Genomic DNA, 18,409 nt, shown 5'->3' on the forward strand with positions numbered 1-18,409 from the left:
CACCGGAGCCGCCATGACACCCCCCACCGCCCTGACGCTGGATCTAGACCAACTTGCCACCCATCCGGGCCGCGTCGTGATCTTCGCCGACCCGGACGCGCCCCTGCCGCGCGCGGCAAAACGCTGCGACCGGCTGAGCAAGGGCGCGGTCGCGCGCGCGGTCGGGGCATCGGACTTTGCGGCGCTGGCCCCCGGCAAGGGGCTGACACTGGCCTATCCGGCGGGCATGGCGGCCCGCGCGCTTCAGATCATCCGCCTGCCGCGCAAGACGACTGATGAGCACTTGCGCAAGGCTGGCAACAGCGTTGGCGCGGCGCAGGGCGAAGACGCGGCGCTGATCGCGCTCGACACACTGCCCGCGCGCGAGATCGCGCTTCACGCCAGCCTGCGCGCCTATCGCTACGAGGCGATGAAGGGCAGCCCCAAAGGCCCGCTTGGCGCGTTCCTGTTTGCTGTGACGGATGCCGATGGCGCGAAGCCGGCGCTCGACGATGCGCAAGCCTTGGCGCAGTCGGTCCATCTGGTGCGCGACCTGGTTCATGCGCCCGCCAATGTGCTGAACACCGAAAGTTTCGCCGCGCAGATCGCGGGTCTGTCCGATCTGGGGCTGGAGGTTGAAATCCTTGACCGTGACGAGATGGACCGCCTTGGAATGCGCGCGCTTCTGGCGGTGGCGCAAGGGTCCGACAACCCGCCCAAACTAGCCATCATGCGCTGGAAAGGCGCGGATGGCGCACCGCTTTGCGTGCTGGGCAAGGGCGTGATGTTCGACACGGGCGGCATATCGCTCAAACCCGGCGCGGGCATGGAAGAGATGACGATGGACATGGGCGGCGCGGCCGTGACCGTGGGGCTGATGCAGGCGCTCGCGCTGCGCAAGGCGCCCGCGCATGTCATCGGGCTGGTGGGTCTGGTCGAAAACATGCCCGATGCGCGTGCGCAGCGCCCCGGTGACATCGTGCGCTCCATGAAGGGTGACATGATAGAGGTCATCAATACGGACGCCGAGGGCCGTCTGGTGCTGTGCGACATGCTGCACTACGCCGCCGACCGCTTCAAACCGCGCGCCATGATCGACCTTGCCACGTTGACCGGCGCGATCATCATCGCGCTGGGGCATGACCGCGCGGGTGTGTTCTGCAATGACGACGCGCTGGCGGCGGATATTTTGGGCGCGGCCAGCGCCGTTGGCGAAGGCGCGTGGCGGATGCCCTTGGGCGCGGAATACCAACGCCAGATCGATTCGCGCATCGGCGATGTGAAGAACACGGGCGGGCGGCCGGCGGGGTCGTGCACGGCGGCGGCGTTCCTTGAGCGCTTCGTGCCAGAAGGGATGCCTTGGGCGCATCTGGATATCGCGGGCGTCGCGCTGACCAAGGGCGACAGCGCCCACGCGCCCAAAGGGGCGTCTGGCTGGGGTGTGCTGACGCTCGACGCGCTGATCCGGGCCAAGTTCGAGGGCTAGGCCATGGGCAAGGCCATGTTCTACCACCTGACGCGCGATCCGGTCGAAGTGACCGCCGCCACGCTTCTGACCCGCGCGCTGGGCGCAGGTTGGCGCGTGGCTTTGCGTGGCGGGGACAGGACACGGCTGGAATGGCTGGATGCGCAGCTCTGGCTGGGCGCAAAAGACAGCTTTCTGCCGCATGGGCTGGCAGGCGGGCCGCATGATGCCGACCAGCCGATCCTGCTGACCACCGCGCGCGACGCCCCCAACCGGCCCGCCTGCGTGATGGCCGTGGACCGCGCCGAGGTGGACGCGTCCGAGGTCGCCGCGCTGGAACGGTTATGGATCCTGTTTGACGGGCAGGATGAGGCGGCTTTGACCCACGCGCGTGGCCAGTGGAAGGCGATGGTCGCCGCAGGGGTTCAGGCCGAATACTGGTCGCAGGACGGGGGCGCTTGGGCGAAGAAAGCGCAATCCGGCGGGGGGTAGTGCCTGTAGCCCGCGTCGCATCTTGAGTATTTGGGGCAAGATGAAGGGGCAAGGGTTTTCCCCTGCCCCGCGCCTCGGTATGGAACGGGCAAACCATGCGAAAGGGCCGTGCCATGATTCTTTATCCCGCGATCGACCTGAAGGACGGGCAATGCGTGCGCCTGTATAAAGGCGACATGGAGAAAGCCACGGTCTTTGACGACGACCCGGCGGCGCAGGCCCGCGCCTTCGTGGACCAAGGGGCAGAATGGCTGCACTTGGTGGACCTGAACGGCGCATTCGCGGGCGCGCCCGTGAATGGCGCGGCGGTCGAGGCGATCCTGGCCGCAACGGACGTGCCCGCGCAACTGGGCGGCGGCATCCGCGACATGACCACGATCGAGGGCTGGCTGAGCAAGGGCTTGGCCCGTGTCATCCTTGGCACGGTCGCGGTGGAAAACCCCGATCTGGTGCGCGAAGCCGCGCGCGCATTTCCGGGACAGGTGGCCGTGGGCATCGACGCCCGCAACGGCATGGTGGCGACCAAGGGCTGGGCCGAGGAGACCGATGTCGAAGTGACCGATCTTGCCCGCCAGTTCGAGGACGCGGGCGTTGCCGCGATCATCTACACCGACATCAACCGCGACGGTGCCATGCAAGGCCCGAACGTGGACGCCACGGCGGCGCTGGCGCGCGCCGTCAGCATCCCCGTCATCGCATCGGGCGGCGTGTCGCGGATCGAAGACCTGATCGCGCTGCGCGATTGCGGGGCGAAGCTGGATGGCGCGATTTCTGGTCGTGCTTTGTATGACGGCAAGCTGGATCTGGCCGAGGCGATGGCGGTGCTGCGCGGTTAAGCCCCGTTACGCGCGCACCGTCCCGTCGCCCGTGACCAGGTATTTGAAGCTGGTCAACTGCTCTGCCCCCACAGGCCCGCGCGCGTGCATCTTGCCCGTGGCAATGCCGATTTCCGCACCCAGACCGAACTCGCCCCCGTCCGCGAACTGGGTCGAGGCGTTGCGCATCAGGATCGCGCTGTCCAGCCGCGCGAAAAATTCGGCGGCGGCGCCGTCATCCTCTGTCAGGATCGCGTCGGTATGGTTGGACCCGTAGCGCTGGATATGCGCAATCGCGCCCGCCACGTCATCGACGACGGCCACGGCAAGGATCATGTCCAGAAATTCGCGCCCGAAATCGTCGGGCTTGGCGGGGATGGTGCCGGGCAGGTGCTGCAACCCCTCGCCCACGCGCAGCTCTACACCCGCGCTGGCCAGATCGGCCAGAATATCCGCGCCCAGCGTGTCCACGATGTCGCGGTGCAACAGCAGGCATTCGGCCGAGCCGCAAATCCCGGTGCGCCGCGTTTTCGCGTTCAACACCACGGCGCGGGCCTTGGCGGGATCTGCCGCCACATCGACATAGACATGGCAGATGCCTTCCAGATGCGCGAAAACCGGCACCCGCGCCTCGCGCTGCACCAGCCCCACCAGCCCCTTGCCACCGCGCGGCACGATCACGTCGATATGCTCGACCATGCGCAGCATGTCGCCCACGGCAGCGCGGTCGGTGGTCTGGACAAGCTGGATCGCGTCTTCGGGTAGGTCCGCCGCCCGCAAGCCCGCCAGCAAAGCGGCGTGAATGGCCCGCGAGGAATGCGCACTTTCCGACCCACCGCGCAGGATGACGGCATTCCCGGCTTTCAGGCACAAAGCACCTGCATCAGCGGTCACATTGGGGCGCGATTCGTAGATCACGCCGATCACGCCCAAGGGCGTGCGCACGCGCTGGATATGCAGGCCCGTGGGGCGGTCCCATTCGGCCATGACCTGACCCACCGGATCGTCTTGCGCCGCAATCGCGCGCAGGGCACCGCAAATGCCGTCAATGCGCGCGTCATCCAGAGCCAAGCGGTCCAGCATGGCCGCCGACAGCCCCTTGTCGCGGCCTGCCGCCATGTCTTGCGCATTCGCGGCCAGCACATCGGCGCGCGTGGCATCAAGCGCATTTGCGGCGGCCATCAGCGCCTTGGTTTTCACCTGCGACGGGGTGCTGGCCAGAACGCTTGCAGCGGCGCGGGCGCGGGTGCCCATCTCTAGCATGTCTTGGCTGATCACGGTCATAGCGCCATCTCGTCTCTGTGGATCAGGGCCACGCGGCCCGGGTGGTTGAGGATTGTCTCTATCTCGGTCGACTGGTGGCCCGCGATCATCCGCGCCTCTGCGGCATCATAGCCTGCAAGCCCCACGCCAAGCGGGCCGTCCGGGCCGACGATACTGACGGCATCGCCCCGGTGGAACTGCCCTTCGACGCGCACGACGCCCGCGGGCAGAAGCGATTTGCCGCGCGCCAGCGCCTGCGCCGCGCCCGCATCGACATGCAGCGCGCCTTTGGGTTTCATCGCGGCAATCCAGCCCTTGCGGGCCGAGCGCGGGTCGCCTTGGGCCAAGAACACCGTGGCGCGCGCGCCCTCTTGCAGGGCGGCCAACGGGTTCATCCCCTGCCCCGCCGCGATCAGCATCGCGCAGCCGCCCGATGTGGCGGTGCGCGCGGCCATGATCTTGGTCTTCATGCCGCCCTTGCTGAAGGGGGACAAGGGATCGCCTGCCATGCCCTCGACCTCTGGCGTGATTGCTTCGATCACGGGCAGATGGCGCGCGTTCGGGTCGGATTGCGGGTTGCCGGTATACAGCCCGTCCACATCCGACAACAACACCAACAGGTCCGCGCCGATGGTCACGGCCACTTGCGCGGCCAAGCGGTCATTGTCGCCATAGCGGATTTCATCGGTGGCGATGGTGTCGTTTTCATTCACGATGGGCACAACGCCCAAGCCCAAGAGCGTGCCCAAGGTCGCGCGGCTGTTCAGGTAGCGGCGGCGGTCATGGGTATCGTCGAGCGTCAGCAGCACTTGCCCGGCGGTTATGCCGTAGGGCGCGAGCACCTCTTCATACGCGCGCGCCAGCCGGATCTGCCCGACCGAGGCCGCCGCCTGGCTTTGCTCCAGCGCCAGCGCGCCTTGCGGCAGGCCAAGGACCGCGCGACCAAGCGCGATGGACCCCGACGAGACGATCACCAACTCTGCCCCGCCCTTGCGAAGTGCTGCCACATCGGCGGCCAGCGCATGAAGCCACGCCTCGCGCAACTGGCCCTGTTCGACCAGCAGCGCAGAGCCGATCTTGACCACAACGCGGCGCGCGGCAGTTAGGGCCGTGGCAGGTGTCAGGGTTCCCATGCGCCCTCTTCCTCGGGCACCTCGCGGCCCTTGTCGATCCGCGCCATCAGCGCGCGCAACACGTCCTGCACGCCCTCGCCCGACACCGCCGACAGCATCAGAACCTTGCGGTGGCTGACCGCTTCCAGCGCGGCTTTCTTCTCGGCGCGCTCTTCATCATCCAGCGCGTCGATCTTGTTCATGGCAATGATGCGCGGCTTGAGCGCCACATCGGGCGAATAGGCGTGCAATTCCGTGTCGATGATGCGCCAGTCCTCGGCCACGTCCTCTGACGTGCCATCGACCAGTTGCAGCAATACCGCGCAGCGCTCGACATGGCCAAGAAACTGGTCGCCCAAACCGCGCCCTTCGGATGCGCCCTCGATCAGGCCGGGAATATCGGCCATGACAAACTCGCGCCCATCCACGCCGACAACGCCCAAATTGGGGTGCAGCGTGGTAAAAGGGTAATCCGCGATCTTGGGCCGCGCGTTCGATGTGGCCGCCAGAAAGGTCGATTTGCCCGCATTGGGCAGTCCCGCAAGCCCCGCATCGGCGATCAGCTTCAAGCGCAGCCAGATTTCACGCTCGACCCCCGGCTGGCCGGAATTGGCGCGGCGCGGCGCTTGGTTCGTGGCCGATTTGAACTGCAAGTTGCCCCAGCCGCCATTGCCACCCTTGGCCAAAAGCACACGCTGGCCGACCTCTGTCAGGTCGGCGATGACGGTTTCCTGATCCTCGTCCAGAATTTCGGTGCCCTCGGGCACGCGCAGCACCACGCTGTCGCCATCGCGCCCCGTGCGGCCCTTGCCCATGCCGGGCTGGCCCGACTTGGCGAAGAAATGCTGCTGATAGCGAAAGTCGATCAGGGTGTTCAGACCGTCCACGCATTCGGCCCAGACATCGCCGCCGCGCCCGCCATCGCCGCCATCGGGGCCGCCATATTCGATGAATTTCTCGCGCCGAAATGACACGCAGCCGGACCCGCCGCCGCCCGAGCGGATCGTGACCTTGGCAAGATCGAGGAATTTCATGGCGCGTGCTCCGTCGCTTTCAAACCGCAGCCTTTAGCGCAGGATGGGGCCAAGCGAAAGGGGGCGCGAAGACCTATCGCCCGCGCAACAACCCGCCCAGCACCCCGCGCATGATCGACTTGCCGGCCCTCGTGCCAAGCTGGCGCGCCATGGATTTGGTGAACGCTTCCAGCGCGGTTTCGCGGCCACGGCTGCTGGTGCTGCTGCGCGAACTGCTTTTTGTGCTGCGCGTGCGCGGCATGGAGGGGTCGTAGCGACGCGCGGAATTGAACTCGCGCTCTTCCTCTTGCTCGGCGCGGGCGAGCATCGCCTCTGCCTCTCGTGCGGCGGTTTCGGCGCGTTTGGCCAAGCGTTCATGCGCGCTGTCGCTGTCGATCATGTTCTCGTATTTACCCATGATCGGCGAGCGCGCGCGCACGCTGCGCATGACCGCCTCATCGGCCGGGCCCATGCGGCTGGCGGGCGGGCGGATCAGCGTGCGCTCGGCCATGCCGGGATTGCCCTTTTCCACCAGAAAGGACGTGACCGCTTCGCCCACGCCCACATCGCGGATGGCTTCGGCAATGTCGAAACGGGGGTTCGGGCGGTAGGTTTCCGACGCTTTCTTGAGCGCCTGCTGGTCGCGCGCGGTAAAGGCGCGCAACGCGTGCTGGATGCGGTTGCCAAGCTGGCTGAGGACAGTATCGGGCACGTCATCGGGGTTTTGGGTGACGAAATACACCCCCACCCCCTTGGACCGGATCAACCGCGCCACGCGCTCGACCTTCTCGATCAGCGCGCGGGGGGCACCGTTGAACAGCAGATGCGCCTCGTCGAAAAAGAAGACCAGCACGGGCTTGTCGGGATTGCCGACCTCGGGCAGTTCTTCGAACAGTTCCGACAAAAGCCACAGCAAGAAGGTCGCGTAGAGCTGCGGGCTGCGCATCAGCCGCTCGGCATGAAGCAGCGAGACATAGCCCCTCCCATCGGGGGCCACGCGCATGAAATCGGACAATTCCAACGCCGGTTCCGAGAAGAAATTGGCCGCACCCTGATTTTCCAGCACCAACAGCTTGCGCTGGATCGCGCCGATGCTGGCGGTGGTGACATTCCCGTATTGCAGCGAGATCTCGCGCTGGTTCTCGCCCAGGAAATTCAGCATCGCGCGCAGGTCATCAAGGTTCAGAAGCGGCAGGCCCTCGTCGTCCGAGATGCGGAAGGCCACGTTGATGACGCCTTCCTGCGCCTCTGTCAGATCCAGCATCCGCGACAGCAGAAGCGGGCCGACTTCGGCAATGGTGGCGCGGATCGGGTGGCCATGCTCGCCGAAGAAATCCCAGAAGATGACGGGGCTTTCACGAAAACCGTAGCCTTCCAGCCCGATCTGGTCGGCGCGCTTGAACAGGAAATCCTTGGGCTCTCCGGCCATGGCCATACCGCTGACATCGCCCTTGATGTCGGTCAGGAAGACCGGGACACCCGCATTCGAGAATTCCTCTGCCAGAATTTGCATGGTGATGGTCTTGCCCGTGCCGGTCGCGCCTGCGATCAACCCGTGGCGGTTGCCGTATTTCAGCGCCAGTTCCTGCGGGTCGCGCTGGTCCGCGCCGCCGCCGCCCACGAAGATTGCCTGTGCGTGTTCGGTCATACTGGCCCACCTTTTTGCTGAAACACCGCTTGCGGGTGCAAAACTATGCCAGCAACCTGCGCTTTGGAAAGGGCTTGTTTACCAATTCATGCCAGATTGGACCGGCACGATGCCGCGGGACCGTGACCCCGCGTCGTGTGTTTTCCTCCCTGTCTGACTGGCCGCGCCCCTGGGCGCGGTCTTTTTTCATGCCTGGGCCAAGGGGCCGTGTAACAAGCTGTCAAGCCGTGCAAAAAAAGTGAAAAATATATGCTGCGATAGGTGTTGACGGGTCATTTTTTTCGCCATAGGCTCCGTTTCAATAGTCGGCCGGTCCGACAGGGAGAGAACGAAAAATAAGAAATAGGGGCTGTCTGGCCCCTATTTTCATTTGTGCCGTGCCCTTGGCCGCGACCGGTCTCTGCCCGCGCGGTCCTTGGGTCTTGCACGGACCGGCCAGACCGCTCGCGGTTTTTTTGCCTGACACTGCATCAGCCGCATGATATTGCGCCGTAAATCGTTTGGACTACGAGGGATCCCATGACGAACATCCGTACTCTTGCACTTCGTTCCGCCCTGTTCGGCGCAGCGGTGTCGCTAGCTGCGCCCCTTGCGGCGCAAGACACCCCCGCCCCAGAGGCAGAGGCACCTGCCGCCGCGCCCGCACCCTCCTTGATGGAATTGTCCACCGGCGAGGTCATCAACAACGCCGATGCCGAAGGTGCCAGCTACGTCGGCGCCACCCATGGCGATTGGGAACTGGTCTGCATGCGCACAGAAGAGGCCGAGGATCCCTGCCAGATGTACCAGCTTCTGCGCGACGCCGATGGCAACGCGACCGCAGAGATCACCATGTTCCCGCTGCCCGCCGGGCAAGAGGCCGCGGCCGGCGCGACCATCCTGACCCCGCTGGAAACGCTGCTGACCGCACAGCTTGTCATGCAGGTCGATGATGGCGCGGCCAAGCGCTACCCCTTCACCTTCTGCACGGCAATCGGCTGCATTGCCCGCGTGGGCTTTACTGCCGCAGAGGTCGATGCCTTCCGCGGTGGCGCGCAAGCGACATGGTCTCTGGTGCCGATCGCGGCCCCGGATCAGACCGTTTCGCTGAACATGTCGCTGATCGGCTTCACCGCTGCGTTCTCGGAACTGTCCGAAGCCCTGCAATAAACACCCTGCCCCCGCACGCCGCTTTGCCTGCGCGCGGGGGTGCTACATCCGCACACCGGGATCGCAGGCGTGATGCAACCGCCGCAGCCCGGTGCGCGCCACCGATAGCGTGACGGCCTTGCGCCGCGCGGGGGCAAGGCGCGCCTCTTCTCCCATCTCCAGCAGTTCCGCGCCGAAACGGTCGGCGAGGATCAGGCCATGCCCGTCGGGCAAGACCTCTCGTGGGAAATCGGCATCGACAGCCCAGAAGAAACGGTCGCACCATGGCAGGTAATTCTGCCATTTCCGGTCGCTGCGAAAATCGGCAAGGCTGGATTTACACTCGACGATCCACACATCGCCCTTCGGCCCCAGCGCCAGAACATCGACCCGCAAGCCCCGCGCGATGACGAATTCGCAGATCGGGGCAAAGCCCAGATCCGCCAGCGCGCGGCACACGCCACGGGCCAGCAAAATGCCGGGCGCGGAGGTTGGATGATCGGTGCGGTCCTCCATCGGCGAAAGGATGAACAAAGTATGAACACGCGTCAAGCCCGCAATCGCGCTTGATTGCGGGCGGGTGGCATACTACGTGAGGGTCAGGCAGGTTCTGCTCTTCACGTGCATGGCCCTTTTCCAGTGGCCTATACGCACATCCGAGGGAGCTGGCTCTGGCATGGTCCTGGCCGTGTTATCTGGCGCCCACCTGATTCTCAGGCTCTCGGAAATTCACGCCGTCACGGTCGCTGCGGGCCTGCCGCCCTTCCCGCCCGTCACCAAAACGCCTTAGCGGCGCACCCCGTCATGGGTCGAAATGCGCACGGGTTCCGCATCAAACACGCGAATGGGCGTGCCGCGATCATCGTCGTCATCGTCATCCTCGTAGCCCATGCGCATGATGCGGATGGCGAATTGCACGCCCGCAAAGACCAGACCGTTGAAGAAGAAGATCAGGAACAGCCCCAGCAATCCGTCGCTGGAGTTGAACACCAGATGCGCAAGGTTGCCCACGTTCATATACAGAAGGATCGCCGTAAACACGGCGGACAGGCCGAACCCGATGGCGATTTGCTGAAGATAGACTTTGACGAGCTTTGGCATGGCGCTCCCTCCTGTCATTCCAGAAGCTACGCCGATCGTGCCGGAAAGCAAGCCCGGATTGCGCAACTGCGGCAATCGGGCGGGATGCCGCCGGTGCGTCACATGGCTGTTACCGCCACCAACTAAGCGGGGCGCATCCAACAATTTGGGAGTTTGGACATGACCCTGAAAACCTCACTCATCGTTGCAGGCCTTGCCGCCAGCACCGCCACCGGTGCGATGGCACAAGACATGCCGGGCGCGCTCAGCTACGGCCCGCGCCCGTTCTACCTGATCGACAAAATGGAAGACGGCCCGCTGAAAGAGCAGCTGCAAAGCTGCATGGGCCAGACCCCTGCCACGTCGAAGTTTTCCATCGGGCACCGGGGGGCGCCGCTGCAATTTCCCGAGCATACGGTCGAATCGAACGTGGCCGCCGCGCGCATGGGCGCGGGCATTCTGGAATGCGACGTGACCTTCACCGCCGACCTGGAACTGGTCTGCCGCCACGCGCAGAACGATCTGCACACCACGACGAACATTCTGGCGACCGATCTGGCAAGCACTTGTGTCACGCCCTTCACGCCCGCGACTGACGATGCGAACGCCACCGCCGAATGCCGCACATCGGAACTCACGCTGGCGCAGTTCCAAAGCCTGACGCCCAAGATGGACGCCGCCAATAGTCGCGCGACCACCGTGGAAGAGTATCTTGGCGGTACCGCGACCTGGCGAACCGACCTCTATTCGACCCAGCCCGCCACGCTGATGACCCATGCCGAGTCGATCGCCCTGTTCGACGCCTTGGGCGCGGATTTCACGCCGGAACTGAAATCGGCCTCGGTCGAGATGCCGTTCAACGGCTTCACCCAAGCCGATTACGCGCAGAAACTGGTGGATGAATATGTCGCCGCCGGCATCGACCCGGCCCGCGTCTGGCTGCAAAGCTTTAACCTGGATGATGTGAAATACTGGGTCCAAAACACGCCCGAATTCGGCGCGCAGGCCGTCTATCTGGACGACCGGTATGAGGCATCAGACGATGACGAGGGCCTGATCGACCCCAACGACCGCGCCACCTTCAAGCCGACGATGCAGGAACTGGCCGATATGGGTGTGCGCTATATCGCGCCCCCCATGTGGATGCTGCTGACGCTGGATGCAGACGGCAACATGGTCGCCAGCGAATACGCCAAGGCCGCGCAGGAAGCGGGGTTGAACATCATCACATGGACGTTGGAACGCTCTGGCCCGCTGACCACCGGCGGCGGTTGGTATTTCCAGAGCGTCGCAGGCGCGACCGACACGGATGGCGATTATTTCACCATCCTGCACGCGCTGCGCGAAGAAGCGGGCGTTGTGGGCGTGTTCAGCGACTGGCCGGCGACGACCACCTATTACGCCAACTGCATGGGCCTTTAGGGCCAGTATCGGGCGCGCGGGTTACGGCGCGCCCATCTCCCCCTGCCTGCGCGGGCGCGGGCGCGAGGGGATTTCGGTCAGCAGACCGCCCACGCCCATGCCCATGATGTCGGCAGGCGTGACCGTCAGCCCGCAGATGATCCGCTCCAGCACCCAGTCGGCCCCGTTCAGCGCGGGGCTTTTGGCGCAACCGGGCAGGCCGATGACGGGGCGGCCCTCCATATCACCCAGAAACAGCAGATTGCCGGGGTCCACGGGCATTCCGAAATGCGCAACCGTCCCGCCTGCGCGGCGCAGCGCTTCGGGGGCTGTGTCGTGCAGGTCTGACGTGGCCGATCCGGTCAGGATCAGGATCAACGGCGCATCGGTTGCGCGCAAGGCGCGGGCCAGCGCGTCCGTGTCGTGATCGACCACCTGGGCCGCGTCCATCGCCACGCCCAAGCGTGCCAAGCGATCCGACGTCACGCGCGCGCCCTTCTCGCCCGGATCGCTGCCGCCTGCGCGGGTCATGACAAGCGCCGCGCGGGGGATGTGCGGGCGGTGCAGCGACAGCGCGGCCCGGCCTGCGTTTGCGGCCCGTTCGACCGACTGGCCCGCGACGGCATAGGGGATGATCTTGACGGTGGCGACCATCGTGCCCGCCTCGACCCGCATCAAGGGCGGCAGGGTGGCGAGCGTGATCGCCGGATCGACCGCGTTCACAGCATGGATGGCGGGCGCGTCCAGCGCGACCAGCCCCGGCGCATCGGCCACGATATTCACCCGGCCCGTGCCAACCGCGCGCAAGCTGAGAGCTGCGCCCGAGGCCAGCAGCGCGTTGGCCACGCTCAGCGCCGCGTCATCCTCTGTCCGGTCGCCCGCGTCCAGCCGCGCGACCATGACCTGCGCGATACCCGCCGCCGCCAAGCGCGCAAGTTCCGCCGCGCCAAGGGTGCAGCCCTTGCGCAAGCGCCCATCCTTCAGCGCCACCGAATGCGCCAGCACTGCGTCTTGCGCGTCAGCCAAGGGAACTGGCCCGAACCTCACTTCGCGCCCCGCAGCGCCAGCGTGATCTGTGCAAGCGTTGCCACGGCAATCTCTGCCGGGCTGCGCGCGCCGATATTCAGACCCACGGGCGCATGGATGCGGGCAAAATCGGCGTCACCCAGCCCCGCCGCGCGCAACCGCTCCAGCCGCTTGGCATGGGTGCGGGTGGACCCAAGGCAGCCCAGATAAAACACGTCAGAGTGCAGCGCGGCGATGATCGCCGGGTCGTCAAGCTTGCTATCGTGGGTGAGCGTCACGACCGCCGTGCGGGCATCAAGGCCGATCTGGGCCAAGGCCTCGTCCGGCCAATCGTGCAAAAGCTGCGTGTCGGGAAAGCGCAGGTCAGAGGCGAAGGCATCGCGCGGGTCGACCACCACCGGGTCATACCCCGCCAGCCGCGCCATGGGCACCAGCGCCTGCGCGATATGCACGGCCCCCACAATGACCAGCCGCAAAGGCGGATTGAACAGCGTGACCATCTGCCCCGCGTCATCCGGGCCGGATTGGTCGGCGCGGAACCGCGCGGCCAGCTCGGGCGCATCGGGACTAGCAAGGCGCCGCGTGAAGCTGTCCAGATCGGTCAGCAAAGCCACGGGCCGACGCGCGGCGCGCGCGGCGACCAGATCGGCCAGCATGTCGGGGTGCAGCGCGGGGGCATCGGGGCCAATGGGATCGACCAGAATGCGGATCGTGCCACCGCAAGCCAGCCCCACCTCGAACGCCAGGTCATCGGCCACGCCATAGGTCAGCAGGCGGGGGCGGCCATCGGCCAAAGCCTCCATCGCCTCGACCACGACCGCGCCCTCGACACAGCCGCCCGAGACCGACCCCATCATCTGCCCATCGCCCCGGATGGCCAGTTGGGCGCCGGGCTGGCGCGGGGCAGAGCCCCATGTCTGCACCACGGTCGCAATCGCGGCCCCTGCGCCCGCGCGCGCCCAATCGAGCGCGATTTCTGGAATGGTGTCGTGGCGCGTCATGGCCCCTCCGGTTGCGTGTCAGGGACCAGACTGACCGATCCCGCGCTAGCATACCAGTAGGACAAAGGGGTTACGCCTTGGCCTTAGCAGCCCATTATATGGCTGCGTAAAAGTGGCGGTTTGCGTGATGACATGCAGGGGCGCTTCGCAGGCGTTTTCGCCGCAGGCAGCTTGTCGGGACAGACTTTGGCCAGAACCCGCCGGGCGAGCATCGCAATCATCGCATCATGCAAGGCTTGCGAGGTTTGGGGGGTGGTGCAATCATACTGTTCTGTCGGCATGAGCTACCCTTTCTTCGGAAAGCAGCAAGCTCCGTGTATCACGATTCTGCGCGATTTGGGCTGATCTGAGTCAAACCGGCACCAGTTGTCCCCAGCGCGCGACCAACAGCCCCAAGATCGCGGCATAGATCATCAGGCTCGCGACCAGAACGCAGACATGCCAGATGGCGTAATGGTAGCGTAGCCGTGTCGCGAGGTAGAAGGCCACCCCAAGAGTGTAGACCGCACCGCCCGCCAGAATCAGCGCAAGGCTGGCTTTCGGCAGGCTGCCCCAAAGCTGCGGCAGAAGCGCCACGCCCGCCCAGCCCATGGCCAGATACAGGACCAACCCCAAGGCCCGGAAACGCACCGGCGAGTACAGCTTCAGCGCAACGCCCGCGCAGGCGGTCAGCCAGATCGCGGTGGCAAAGCCCAAGCCTTGGCCGGGGATCAGCGTCAGCGGCGTGTAGCTGCCCGCGATCTTCAGGAAAATCGCGCTGTGGTCCAGACGCTGGTATAGCCATGCCAGCCGCGCCTCTCGCAGCAGGTTGAACACGGCAGAGGCCCCGATCATCGCGGCCAGCGCCAGCCCGTAAACGAGCGTGGCCCAGAGAAGCCGCGCCTCGCCCCCATGGCGGACAAGGTAGACCGCCAGCCCCAGCAAGACCGGCACGCCCAGCCCGACCAGCACCAGCCCCGCCACATGGATCGCCGCATCCGCGCGGTTCTCGGCGGGCGAATAGCTGTCACGATGGTCAAGCAACCAGGCCATGAGCGATCCTTTCCCCTATAACCCTAGCGCGGAAAAATGGCCGGACCATGGCAGGCGCGCGCCACGCTGCGCCTTGATTTTGGGGCCAATTCCCCATAGCCGGGTAACACTGGCGCACGCAAAGGAAACGCAGGGTCAATGACGATACATCTTTACAAGGACGATTTGCCCGACGGGCTGGACCTGGGCGCGAGCGTGGCCATCGACTGCGAGGCGATGGGGCTGAACCCGCATCGCGACCGCTTGTGCGTGGTGCAACTGTCCTCTGGCGACGGGAACGCGCATCTGGTGCAAGTGTCTTGGCCGATCAAGCCCGCGCCGAACCTGTGCCGCCTGCTGGCCGACCCGGATGTGGTCAAGCTGTTCCATTTCGGACGCTTCGACATCGCGCTTCTGGCGCATAGCTACGGCGTGACCTGCGCGCCGGTCTATTGCACCAAGATCGCGTCGAAACTGGTGCGCACCTATACCGACCGGCATGGGTTGAAATACCTGCTGTCGGAACTGCTGGGCGTGGACATCTCGAAGCAGCAGCAAAGCTCTGACTGGGGCGCGCAGACATTGACCGACGCGCAACAGACCTATGCCGCGTCCGACGTGTTGCACCTGCACCGCTTGCGCGATGCGCTGGATGCCATGCTGGCCCGCGAGGGGCGCACCGACCTGGCACAGGCCTGTTTCGATTTCCTACCCACGCGCGCCACGCTGGATATTGCCGGCTGGCCCGATACCGACATTTTCGCCCACTAATGTCGCCCGCGCTGCGCCAGACCCTGCGTCGCGCCTTGCGCATCGGCCTGCCGCTCAGCGCGCTGGTGCTGCTATCGACGATCTTTCTGGTGTCGCGCAGCGTGGACCCCAACAGCGCCGCGCGCATCGCGGGCATGGACCCCGAGCAGATGACCCGAGAGCCGCGCATCGCCACCGCGCGTTTTGCCGGGGTGACAGAGGACGCGACCGCGCTGACCATCGCGGCGCAATCCGTCCGGTCAGAGGCGTTGGAACTTGGCGAGGGGCCGCTGACCCTGAGCTTTGTCGCGCCGGAAGGGCAGCTGACCTTTCCCAATGACAGCACCGCCAGCTTCGACGCGGCCACCGCCAGGCTTGACCAGGCAGGCGGGGCGCTGACGGCGGACGGACCGGTCACGCTGCAAAACTCTGACGGCTACGTTCTGGAACTGGGCGCGCTCAGCGCCACGCTGGACCGCACCCGCCTGACCGGCAGCGGCGGCGTCGCGGGCCGCGCGCCCGCCGGCGAAATCAGCGCCGACGCGCTGGAGCTGACCCGCAGCGGCGGCGCGGACGGCGGATATCTGCTTGCTTTTACGGGCAATGTCAGGCTGATATACATTCCATGATGACCGGAGGAGCGAAATTGCGCGGATTTGCACAGATCGTCGCCGTGATGGCCTGCATCGCGGGCGCGGCCCCTGCGCTGGCGCAAGGCACAAGCCTGTCTTTCGCGGGCCTGAACGCGGTGCGTGGCCAGCCGGTCGAAGTGCGCTCTGACAGCCTGCAAGTGGATAACAGCACGGGCGAGACCGTGTTTTCCGGCAATGCCGTGCTGGGCCAAGGCGATATGCGGCTGGCGGCACAGACCATCAAGGTGGTCTACGCACCGGGCGACAATGCCCGCATCCGGCGGCTGGAAGCGTCTGGCGGGGTCACGCTTGTGACCGCGCAGGAAGCGGCGGAAGCGGCCAGCGCGGTCTATGACATAGACGCGGGCACCGTGCGGATGAGCGGCTCTGTCATCCTGACGCAAGGGCCGAACGTGCTGTCTGGCGACCGGCTGACGGTCAATCTGCGCAGCGGTCAGGGCAGCCTCGAAGGGCGGGTGCGCACGATCATCCAGACCGACCGCTAAGGCCTGCGCATGACGCCAGAGGACGACACCGACGCGCTGGCCGTGTCGCAGCTGCAAAAAAGCTATGGCAAACGGGTCATCATCCGGGACGTGTCGCTGCATGTCGCGCCGGGAGAGGTGGTTGCGCTGCTGGGGCCAAATGGCTGCGGCAAGACCACCTGTTTCTATTGCATCGCCGGGATCGTGAAACACGAAGGCGGCACCGTGCGGATAGATGGGCAGGATGCGACGGGGCTACCGCTCTATCGCCGCGCGCGGCTGGGCTTGGGCTATCTGCCGCAGGAAATGAGCATCTTTCGTGGGCTGAGCGTGGCGCAGAACATCCTCGCCGTGCTGGAAATTCGCCTGCGCGATCCGCGCGAGCGGCAGCACGCGCTGGACCAGTTGCTTGACGAATTCTCTATCGGGCACTTGCGCGACGCGCCCGCGTTGGCGCTGTCGGGGGGCGAGCGCAGGCGGGTCGAGATCGCGCGCGCCTTGGCCGCCGACCCGCGCTATGTGCTGCTGGACGAACCCTTCGCGGGTGTGGACCCGATTGCCGTGGGCGAGATCCGTGCGCTGGTCGCCGATCTGAAAACCCGCGGGCTGGGCGTGCTGATTACCGACCATAATGTCCGCGAAACCCTGGCCATCGTGGACCGCGCCTATATCCTGCATGACGGCACCGTCCTGCGCGCAGGCACCCCCGCCGAAGTGGTCGCCGATGCCGATGTGCGCCGCGTCTATCTGGGGCAGGATTTCCGACTGTCCGACGCCCCCGCGCTCGACTGAGTTTTAACCGTTTTCGCGTAGCGATCCGTTGACAAACGCCCCTGATCTGTCGCCAAATACAAGCAACAGGACGGGCCTGTCGCGGCTGGAACGCCACCATGCATGGCCCTGACAGAGCAGGTGTACCCAAGCGGGACAGGCCCGGCACAGTGCCCGGCCCGGACCCGATAACAAGAAGGAGTGGCCCATGCGCTACCAGATCAGCGGCAGACAAATCGACATCGGTGATGCGCTTCAGACCCATGTAAAGGCCGAGTTCGGCGAATTGGTCGAGAAGTATCAGCAGCGCCCGACCGAGGCCGTTGTGGTGTTCTCGCGCGATGCCCATAACATGGTGTGCGAAGCCACCTTGCACCTGTCCACCGGCCTGACAGCGCAAGCGCGCGGGCAAGCGGGCGAGATCTACGCCGCGTTCGAATCCTGCCGCGAAAAGCTGGACAAGCAGTTGCGTCGCTACAAGCGCCGGCTGAAAGATCATCACCGCGAGCGCACCACACCCGTTGAGTTCGGGGGCGCTTCGGCGTATGTGCTGGCTTCGACCGATGACGAGTCGGGCGAAGAGCCGGACTCGTTGCAACCGATGATCATCGCCGAGATGGAGACCAAGATCATGTCCCTCTCTGCCGGAGAAGCCGTGATGCAGATGGAACTCGCCCATGCGCCCGTTCTGGTGTTCCGCAATGAACGCCATGGCGGGCTGAACGTGGTCTATCGCCGCGAAGATGGCAATGTCGGTTGGATTGACCCTCAGCAATAACACAGCCTGATCCGCATACCGCGCCACGGACCTCGGGCCGGGCGCGGTATTTGCGTTTCACGAACGGAGAGACAGATGCAGATGTCAGAGCTTCTGGATGCGGATGCCTTGCGCGTCATCGGGTCCGCGACCAGCAAGAAGCGCCTGTTCCAGACCATTGGCGAGATGGCGCATAGCGTCTACGGCCTGCCGGCGACATCGGTGATCGAAGCCTTGCAGGAACGCGAAAGCCTTGGGCCGACCGGCGTGGGCCATGGCGTGGCCCTGCCCCATGCACGGCTGGACGAGGTCGACCGCGTGCTGGGCGTGTTCCTGAAGCTAGACCGCCCGCTGGATTACGGGTCGGTCGACAAAAGCCCGGTCGATCTGATCTTCGCGCTGTTTGCCCCGCGCGATGCAGGTGTCGAGCATCTGAAAGCGCTGGCCTTCGTGTCGCGCACCCTGCGCAACCCCGCGATCTGCGAGAAGCTGCGCGCCAATGACGACCCGGCCAAGTTCATCGAAATCCTGTCCAGCGACACGGTCAACAAGGCCGCCTGACGCTGCGCTGGTCGCGCCG

General features: G+C 65.5%; 20 protein-coding genes. 11 read left to right on the forward strand and 9 right to left on the reverse strand.

Annotated elements, in window-relative coordinates:
• The first annotated feature begins 13 nt into the window (after nucleotides 1–13).
• The 3 genes from J1C52_RS07725 to hisA all read left to right on the forward strand — a co-directional run bounded on the left by J1C52_RS07725 (nucleotide 14) and on the right by hisA (nucleotide 2,772).
• Entirely contained in the window at nucleotides 14–1,465 is a 1,452-nt protein-coding gene (locus J1C52_RS07725; protein WP_227427360.1) for a leucyl aminopeptidase, read from the forward strand.
• Between the two features lie 3 nt (nucleotides 1,466–1,468).
• On the forward strand, nucleotides 1,469–1,936 hold the full coding sequence (locus J1C52_RS07730) for a DNA polymerase III subunit chi (RefSeq protein WP_227427361.1): 468 nt from the start codon (nucleotides 1,469–1,471) through the stop codon (nucleotides 1,934–1,936).
• Nucleotides 1,937–2,049: 113 nt separating this feature from the next.
• The gene (gene hisA, locus J1C52_RS07735; protein WP_227427362.1) at nucleotides 2,050–2,772 is read left to right on the forward strand and encodes a 1-(5-phosphoribosyl)-5-[(5-phosphoribosylamino)methylideneamino]imidazole-4-carboxamide isomerase; all 723 of its coding nucleotides are present in this window, start codon (nucleotides 2,050–2,052) and stop codon (nucleotides 2,770–2,772) included.
• A 6-nt stretch (nucleotides 2,773–2,778) separates the two neighbouring features.
• On the opposite strand, the gene J1C52_RS07740 is transcribed toward hisA, so the two are convergent.
• From J1C52_RS07740 to J1C52_RS07755, 4 genes are all read right to left on the reverse strand, one after another.
• Nucleotides 2,779–4,035 (reverse strand): glutamate-5-semialdehyde dehydrogenase, encoded by a 1,257-nt coding sequence (locus tag J1C52_RS07740; protein ID WP_227427363.1) that lies wholly within the window; start codon nucleotides 4,033–4,035, stop codon nucleotides 2,779–2,781.
• Nucleotides 4,032–5,147 carry a glutamate 5-kinase gene (gene proB, locus J1C52_RS07745; protein WP_227427364.1) on the reverse strand — a complete coding sequence of 372 codons (1,116 nt, stop codon included), beginning with the start codon at nucleotides 5,145–5,147 and terminating at the stop codon, nucleotides 4,032–4,034. The genes J1C52_RS07740 and proB overlap by 4 nt, the downstream gene beginning before the upstream one ends.
• Nucleotides 5,135–6,160, reverse strand: a complete 1,026-nt coding sequence (obgE, locus tag J1C52_RS07750; protein ID WP_227427365.1) for a GTPase ObgE — start codon at nucleotides 6,158–6,160, stop codon at nucleotides 5,135–5,137. The genes proB and obgE overlap by 13 nt, the downstream gene beginning before the upstream one ends.
• A 73-nt stretch (nucleotides 6,161–6,233) precedes the next feature.
• Entirely contained in the window at nucleotides 6,234–7,787 is a 1,554-nt protein-coding gene (locus J1C52_RS07755) for a helicase HerA-like domain-containing protein (protein ID WP_227427366.1), read from the reverse strand.
• Nucleotides 7,788–8,306: 519 nt separating this feature from the next.
• On the opposite strand from J1C52_RS07755, the gene J1C52_RS07760 reads away from it, so the two are divergent.
• Nucleotides 8,307–8,936 (forward strand): invasion associated locus B family protein, encoded by a 630-nt coding sequence (locus J1C52_RS07760; RefSeq protein ID WP_227427367.1) that lies wholly within the window; start codon nucleotides 8,307–8,309, stop codon nucleotides 8,934–8,936.
• A 42-nt stretch (nucleotides 8,937–8,978) separates the two neighbouring features.
• Here the strand turns inward: J1C52_RS07760 and J1C52_RS07765 are convergent, their stop codons facing one another.
• Nucleotides 8,979–9,431: an MmcB family DNA repair protein gene (locus J1C52_RS07765; protein WP_227427368.1), complete on the reverse strand. Its 453-nt coding sequence runs from the start codon at nucleotides 9,429–9,431 to the stop codon at nucleotides 8,979–8,981.
• 270 nt (nucleotides 9,432–9,701) lie between these two features.
• Nucleotides 9,702–10,016, reverse strand: a complete 315-nt coding sequence (locus J1C52_RS07770) for a hypothetical protein (RefSeq protein WP_227427369.1) — start codon at nucleotides 10,014–10,016, stop codon at nucleotides 9,702–9,704.
• A 159-nt stretch (nucleotides 10,017–10,175) separates the two neighbouring features.
• On the opposite strand from J1C52_RS07770, the gene J1C52_RS07775 reads away from it, so the two are divergent.
• Complete coding sequence (locus J1C52_RS07775; RefSeq protein ID WP_370633242.1) at nucleotides 10,176–11,417, forward strand: glycerophosphodiester phosphodiesterase family protein; 1,242 nt, start codon at nucleotides 10,176–10,178, stop codon at nucleotides 11,415–11,417.
• A gap of 21 nt (nucleotides 11,418–11,438) precedes the next feature.
• Here the strand turns inward: J1C52_RS07775 and J1C52_RS07780 are convergent, their stop codons facing one another.
• The 3 genes from J1C52_RS07780 to trhA all read right to left on the reverse strand — a co-directional run bounded on the left by J1C52_RS07780 (nucleotide 11,439) and on the right by trhA (nucleotide 14,455).
• Nucleotides 11,439–12,443, reverse strand: a complete 1,005-nt coding sequence (locus J1C52_RS07780; RefSeq protein WP_227427370.1) for a molybdopterin-binding protein — start codon at nucleotides 12,441–12,443, stop codon at nucleotides 11,439–11,441.
• Nucleotides 12,440–13,423 (reverse strand): XdhC family protein, encoded by a 984-nt coding sequence (locus tag J1C52_RS07785; RefSeq protein ID WP_227427371.1) that lies wholly within the window; start codon nucleotides 13,421–13,423, stop codon nucleotides 12,440–12,442. Before J1C52_RS07785 ends, J1C52_RS07780 begins: the two co-directional genes overlap by 4 nt.
• Nucleotides 13,424–13,774: 351 nt before the next feature.
• The gene (gene trhA / locus J1C52_RS07790; protein WP_227427372.1) at nucleotides 13,775–14,455 is read right to left on the reverse strand and encodes a PAQR family membrane homeostasis protein TrhA; all 681 of its coding nucleotides are present in this window, start codon (nucleotides 14,453–14,455) and stop codon (nucleotides 13,775–13,777) included.
• Between the two features lie 138 nt (nucleotides 14,456–14,593).
• Here trhA and J1C52_RS07795 point away from each other — a divergent pair, with 138 nt between their 5' ends.
• The 6 genes from J1C52_RS07795 (at nucleotide 14,594) to J1C52_RS07820 (ending at nucleotide 18,390) form a co-directional block, all read left to right on the forward strand.
• A complete protein-coding gene (locus J1C52_RS07795; protein WP_227427373.1) occupies nucleotides 14,594–15,205 on the forward strand; it encodes a ribonuclease D in 612 nt (203 codons plus the stop codon).
• Nucleotides 15,205–15,813 carry a hypothetical protein gene (locus J1C52_RS07800; protein ID WP_227427374.1) on the forward strand — a complete coding sequence of 203 codons (609 nt, stop codon included), beginning with the start codon at nucleotides 15,205–15,207 and terminating at the stop codon, nucleotides 15,811–15,813. Before J1C52_RS07795 ends, J1C52_RS07800 begins: the two co-directional genes overlap by 1 nt.
• 17 nt (nucleotides 15,814–15,830) lie before the next feature.
• Nucleotides 15,831–16,322 (forward strand): LptA/OstA family protein, encoded by a 492-nt coding sequence (locus J1C52_RS07805; RefSeq protein WP_227427375.1) that lies wholly within the window; start codon nucleotides 15,831–15,833, stop codon nucleotides 16,320–16,322.
• 9 nt (nucleotides 16,323–16,331) lie between these two features.
• The gene (gene lptB / locus J1C52_RS07810) at nucleotides 16,332–17,093 is read left to right on the forward strand and encodes an LPS export ABC transporter ATP-binding protein (RefSeq protein ID WP_227427376.1); all 762 of its coding nucleotides are present in this window, start codon (nucleotides 16,332–16,334) and stop codon (nucleotides 17,091–17,093) included.
• Between the two features lie 187 nt (nucleotides 17,094–17,280).
• Nucleotides 17,281–17,850: a ribosome hibernation-promoting factor, HPF/YfiA family gene (gene hpf / locus J1C52_RS07815; protein WP_227427377.1), complete on the forward strand. Its 570-nt coding sequence runs from the start codon at nucleotides 17,281–17,283 to the stop codon at nucleotides 17,848–17,850.
• Nucleotides 17,851–17,925: 75 nt separating this feature from the next.
• Nucleotides 17,926–18,390, forward strand: coding sequence for a PTS sugar transporter subunit IIA (locus J1C52_RS07820; protein WP_227427378.1), 465 nt, complete (start codon nucleotides 17,926–17,928; stop codon nucleotides 18,388–18,390).
• Nucleotides 18,391–18,409: the final 19 nt, after the last annotated feature.

It is taken from the genome of Roseibaca sp. Y0-43 (genome assembly GCF_020667835.1).
Taxonomy (GTDB): domain Bacteria; phylum Pseudomonadota; class Alphaproteobacteria; order Rhodobacterales; family Rhodobacteraceae; genus Roseinatronobacter.